Genomic DNA, 5,138 nt, shown 5'->3' with positions numbered 1-5,138 from the left:
TAGCCAGACAGAGGGTGTCGGCAACGAAGTCCGGCAACGGGCTTCAAAAGACCTTGCAAACAATCTCAATCTGGCGATGGTTACTATTTATACTTTTCTTTTATTTTTCTGTTGTTTTGGTTGTTATAAGGGAGAAAAGCCCGGAAATAAGGGGTTTTCCCCGGCAACCGGCTCGGCAACGGGATAGCAACAGGGGGTGCAACGGGCGGTCATTTTCAGAATGGAAGCTCCATCTGTTCTGTGACCTCCACAAAACCATCCATCGTTTTTTCAGACGGGTTGCCGGAGTCCGTTGCCGGGTTTTCACGCTCCCAGCCCTTTTGTCTGCCATATTCGGAAAACATTCTTGGGTTCGGGAAGTACCGCCAGCCGGTAATGCTCTGATTCATAATCTCGTTGATTTCCCGGATTTCCCATTGCTTCGGTTCGTCAAAGGCATGGTTCAAGGCTTCCTTGTAGAGCTGCTTGGAACAGACCATACTCCCGGTGTACTTATCAAGATACGCCTGTATCATTCCGGCTTTGGTGTCCTCCGGCATAAAATCCCGCTGGTGTTCTTTGAGATACCGCTGCATGGCGGGGCTGAAAGCCAGCTTGAATCTGCCGCTTCGGTAAATCTCCATCGCTTCCGCCCACATCTGCCCGATATAGGCTCTGGAAGCAGCTTCGTCCTCCAAAATGTGAACCTCGGCTTGCTCCGGGTACACCATGACGGGGATAAAGCGGCGGTTGCCGGAACGGTCAAGGGGCAGGAAGTCAAGGGCATTGGAAGTGCCGCCAAACACGCACTGACGGGGGCGGTCTGCCGGGTGGGTTTCATAGGGTATCTTGTAAACCTCTTTCTGCCGGCTTAAAAATGACTTGATTTCCTCAATGCTCTTGGCGTTGGCGGTTGCCATCATTTCCGACATTTCGATAATCCAGTGACCTTGCAGCTTACGGTACACATTGTCATCGTCCAGCTTCCGCAAATCATCGGAGAACCACTCGTCCCGGACTGCCAGCAGACGGAAGAAAGTGGACTTGCCAGCCCCCTGACCGCCTACCAGACAGAGCATGATTTCAAATTTGCACCCCGGCTGAAAGGCTCGTGAGATTGCACCCAGCAGGAACAGCTTCAACGCTTCATAGGTGTAATCGTCTGCGTCAGCCCCCAGAAAGTGTCGTAGGCAGAAACGGATTCGTTCTGTCCCGTCCCACACAAGGGTATTGAGATAGTCCCGGATGGGATGGTACTTGTTTTCATTCGCCACAATCCCGATGGCATTATCAATCTTTTTCTCATTGGTAAGCCCATAGGTTTCTTCCAGATAAAGAAGCAGATACTTCATGTCCGTATCGTTCAGGGCTGTGCTTTCCCTATGGAAGCCGATGGGCTTTATGATGTCCTTGCGGTCGGTCAGGATGTTGTATGCGATAGCCCCGGAAAGCAGCGGGTCACGCTGGAATACGGTCAGGCAGTTCCGTATGCTCTGACGGACACCGCCTTTCTCGGTAGTTTCCAGTCCCGCCTTGATTTCCTCAATGCTCTGGGGTGGCTGCATGGCGTTCATGGTGTTTTTTAGTTCTTGCTGCGTCTGCGGCTGCAAGCTCTGCCATTCGCTGTTCAAGCTGTATCACATCCTTTCCGTAGTCCGTAATCAAAGCCGCTTTTTCCTCCGTTTCCCCAAAGAGCAGCACATCCAGCAGATATTCCACTTGGTCTTGCTTCTGTAAGGCTTCCACAAACCGGGGATGAAAGGATTCCTCCGGGGAGTGCGGGGCATATTCCTTTCTCCATGCCCGGAGCAGGTGGAGATAGTCGGCAAGAATACGGAAGCAGCGGCTCTTTGCTTCCTGAAACTGTTCCTCCGGGGATTTCTGCCGGGGCTTTGGCTTTTTTGCCTTTCCCGGCGGTTTCCAGTCCTCATAGGAAAGCCCGAAGTCCTGTGCCAGTTGTACGGCGGCTTCTTTCTTTCCCAGCCCATACAGGGCGGCGGCAAAATCAATCACATCCCCATCAGCACCGCAGCCGAAGCAGTGGTAACGCCGATCCAGCTTCATACTTGGGGTTTTATCGTGATGGAACGGGCAGCAAGCCATCCCGTTCCGACCTACATGGATTCCATAATGCTCCGCAGCCTGTCTTGTTGTGACGGACTGCTTCACAGCTTCAAATACATTCAAATCTATCCCTCCTTGAAAACAAAAAAGCACCTGACATTCTCTGATTGAAAATGGCAAGTGCCTGTTAAAGTTCCATATCCTGTTGTTTGTGTTTTGTCTGCGCCGGGGCAGTTCTTTGTGCTTTTTTCTCGTCTGCCTTATCCAGCAAGACTTCTTTGATGGGCTGCTTCTTGGGCGGCTCTTTGCTTTCCTCTGTGCCGGGTGTGGCTTTCCGTACCCAGTAGCGGATGTCCCGCAGCTTCTTCAAATCCTCCTGTACCTCGGTCAGCGGTACTTTCAGCTCTGCGATTTCTTCCAGAAGTTTTTCCTGCTCCTCTTGCAGTTCCTTTTGGGTACTGTCCTTATCGTCTGGGTGCTTGGCAAGGTAGGCGGCGGCTTTCGCATACCGGGCAACCTCCGGGTGTTCCTGGTTGAATTTCTCCTTTGTTTTCTTAAAAAATATCTTCTGGTACTTCTCATAGACAGGCTTACATTCCTTGCAGTCTGTCCGGCTGGCAAGAATCCCGTCAATCACTTTGCTGCGGGCTTCCTTTGGCTTCATCTGACTGCGGTAATCTGCGGCTGATTTCCCGGAAGATTCCAGAAAGGCTTCCAAGTCCTCCACAGTGGAAAGCCCCTTTTGCCGGAGATAGGACAGGGCTTCGCTGACTGCCTTTAAGTCCTGTGAAGTCCCCCGATTTTGTCCAGCCCTCGTCCAGTCCTTCCGTTCTTCCTTTCGTATCTCCATATATTTCATCAGTAGATTGGGAAGAAGTGTCGCTTCCTCCGCCGCCTTTTGTGCAAGCAGTTCTTTCCGTTTTTCTCCCAGCTCGGTAATCCAGCCTTTGAGGTTTTGGATAAGCTGCCGGATGGACTTCATCAGGCGGTTGGCGGCTCTGATTTCCCGGTTCAGGTTGCCGATATTCGTCTGGATACCTCGCTTTTCCATCTGCCGGACAGCAGCACCCTCATGGACAGTAGGGATAATATCAAGCCCCTGTCTGGCATAGGAACGCAAGTCCACACGCTCCGGGCGATCATTGGCTTCCAGATAGCGGTTCTGGATGACCTCCCATTCATGCCGCCAGATTTCACAATACTTCTGGTCGTTCCAGTCCACCGTATCCTCCTTGTGGCTTTTCCACCTGCCGGATGGCAGCTTTATCCGTTCCCCGTTCTCGTCAAGGTCATAAACCTTGCGGCTCTTGGAAAGCCATTTCCCATGTTCGTCCATTGCCCTCATCGTCAGCAGGACATGGGCGTGAGGATTGTGTCCCGGCGGGTGGGGGTCATGGATGGCAAAGTCAGCAATCATGCCTTTGGAAACAAACTGCTGCTGGCAGAACTCCCGGACAAGGACAGCGTACTGGTCGGGCGGTATCTCTCTGGGAATGGTAAGCACCCACCGCCTTGCAAGCTGGGAGTTCCATTGTTTCTCCACAGCTTCGGCGGCGTTCCATAAAGTATTGCGGTCTGCATACGACCGTGGGGCATTTGCCGGGAGTAGGATTTCATTGTGGACGATACCTCGCTTTTCTGGGTAGTGCTTCACTTCTTGGTCGTATTCACAGAACAGCTTTTCGCCGCTCTGGTAGGCAGCGGCGGCAACCGCAGACTGCTGTTGGCTACGCTGAACAATCGAGATTTCGTTGTGTGGACAGGGCATTTCGTATCCCTCCTTTCTATGCTTGGTGGATGGGGTGGCGTTTTACCACCTCATTTTTGGCAGAAAAAAAGCAGGAGACCTTTTTCAGATTTCCTGCTCGGTGTGCCGCTGTGTAAACGGCGGGTATTTAGTTGTGAAAGTTCGGGACAAGTTGACCCGATGTGAAGCTGACAAACTGGAAGTTGTCAAAGAGAATTGTTCCAGTATTCCACAGTATTGCCATTCACATCATAGAATGTAATGGTTCCCGCATTTATAGGCAAAACAATCGCAAAAGGTTTATTGCTGTCAATGTCAAGCACTTGAATTGTGTTGCCGTCATCTATTTCAAGCTGTGTTACCTGTTGCTGATTCATAGAAATAAATGCTCGCTCATTATATCCTTCTACAGTGTACTCGGCAATTCCTCTTTGAACCCCCGAAAGTTTTCCACCCCCACGGAAAAAGTATCCAAAGGAAAGACCAGGGCGGTTGACATAGACGGAAAAAGAATGGTCACTCAAATCCTGAGGGTAAGAAATATATGCAGCCATCGTGCTGGAAACGCTTCCATCGACCGTCCAATCATCCTTAATCTTCTGCGACGAACGAATATCTGTCTCCAGCTTAGATGAAGTCACGCCGATCTCATTGTTCGTATAAAGAAAACAAACAAATAAAATACAAACAAGAACAACCCCTATCACAATTTTAAGAAATATTTTTTTCACGCTATCAAAACTCCTTGTCAACTACCGATTTTCTTAATTCGACAAACCGGTATTGCTCAATCGTTTTTCTCCGTTAGGAGAATATACAATCCATAAATAAAAAGAACAAGGAATAAAACCGTAGGAATCAATAATCCATTTTCTAAAATACTTACAATCATTCTTCCAGGTGGCGTTACCCATGCAGTTGCTGGATTTTGCATTGCCGCTATTATCATTCCTACAATACCAACAACACCACTTAATGTTAAAAAACCACCTTTTATATTTCTACTCATAATCATTACCTCCTCGTTAAATTCAGGTTTGTTGTCATCTTCATTATACTTCATCGACTATCGAAAAGATAGCATATTTTATGAAACTTGTCGGCTGGGAACAGCTTGCAACGCAAGGTGTCCCCAGATGGCAAGTACACAAAAGGGTAGCTGGCGGCAGCCAGCGCAGGGGAAGCGTAGCGTCCCCTGTATGATTTGGAGCAGACCTTGACTGCGGAAAATCACAGCCCTCCGGCGAGGAGCCTTCGGAGAACGCAATGCACCAACCTCTGGGTGGTGTATAATTGCGCCCTCTTTCAGAGGGGCAGTCCACGGGTTGCGGCTCTGAAAGCGATTATG

The 5,138-nt window shown here is 49.8% G+C and carries 6 protein-coding genes; 1 reads left to right on the top strand and 5 read right to left on the bottom strand.

All coding sequences use genetic code 11. The features are described 5' to 3' along the window. The coding region (locus J3353_RS15580) for a tweety protein (RefSeq protein ID WP_207685203.1) at nucleotides 1–187 on the top strand (187 nt) is incomplete at its 5' end. Nucleotides 188–215: 28 nt separating this feature from the next. Here J3353_RS15580 and J3353_RS15575 read toward each other — a convergent pair. The 5 genes from J3353_RS15575 to J3353_RS15555 all read right to left on the bottom strand — a co-directional run bounded on the left by J3353_RS15575 (nucleotide 216) and on the right by J3353_RS15555 (nucleotide 4,799). Continuing rightward, a complete protein-coding gene (locus J3353_RS15575) occupies nucleotides 216–1,553 on the bottom strand; it encodes a virulence-associated E family protein (RefSeq protein ID WP_207685204.1) in 1,338 nt (445 codons plus the stop codon). Next, a complete protein-coding gene (locus J3353_RS15570; protein ID WP_207685202.1) occupies nucleotides 1,522–2,166 on the bottom strand; it encodes a CHC2 zinc finger domain-containing protein in 645 nt (214 codons plus the stop codon). The genes J3353_RS15575 and J3353_RS15570 overlap by 32 nt, the downstream gene beginning before the upstream one ends. 64 nt (nucleotides 2,167–2,230) lie before the next feature. After that, nucleotides 2,231–3,811: a MobQ family relaxase gene (gene mobQ, locus J3353_RS15565; RefSeq protein ID WP_207685201.1), complete on the bottom strand. Its 1,581-nt coding sequence runs from the start codon at nucleotides 3,809–3,811 to the stop codon at nucleotides 2,231–2,233. 185 nt (nucleotides 3,812–3,996) lie between these two features. After that, entirely contained in the window at nucleotides 3,997–4,521 is a 525-nt protein-coding gene (locus J3353_RS15560) for a hypothetical protein (protein ID WP_006060469.1), read from the bottom strand. Nucleotides 4,522–4,577: 56 nt separating this feature from the next. Then, nucleotides 4,578–4,799 (bottom strand): hypothetical protein, encoded by a 222-nt coding sequence (locus tag J3353_RS15555; RefSeq protein WP_020993165.1) that lies wholly within the window; start codon nucleotides 4,797–4,799, stop codon nucleotides 4,578–4,580. Nucleotides 4,800–5,138 lie beyond the last annotated feature (339 nt).

It is taken from the genome of Faecalibacterium sp. Marseille-Q4137 (assembly GCF_017377535.1).
Taxonomy (GTDB): domain Bacteria; phylum Bacillota; class Clostridia; order Oscillospirales; family Ruminococcaceae; genus Faecalibacterium; species Faecalibacterium duncaniae.
The sequence above is the reverse complement of the archived record's forward strand: the minus strand, read 5'-3'. Positions and strand labels throughout refer to the sequence as shown.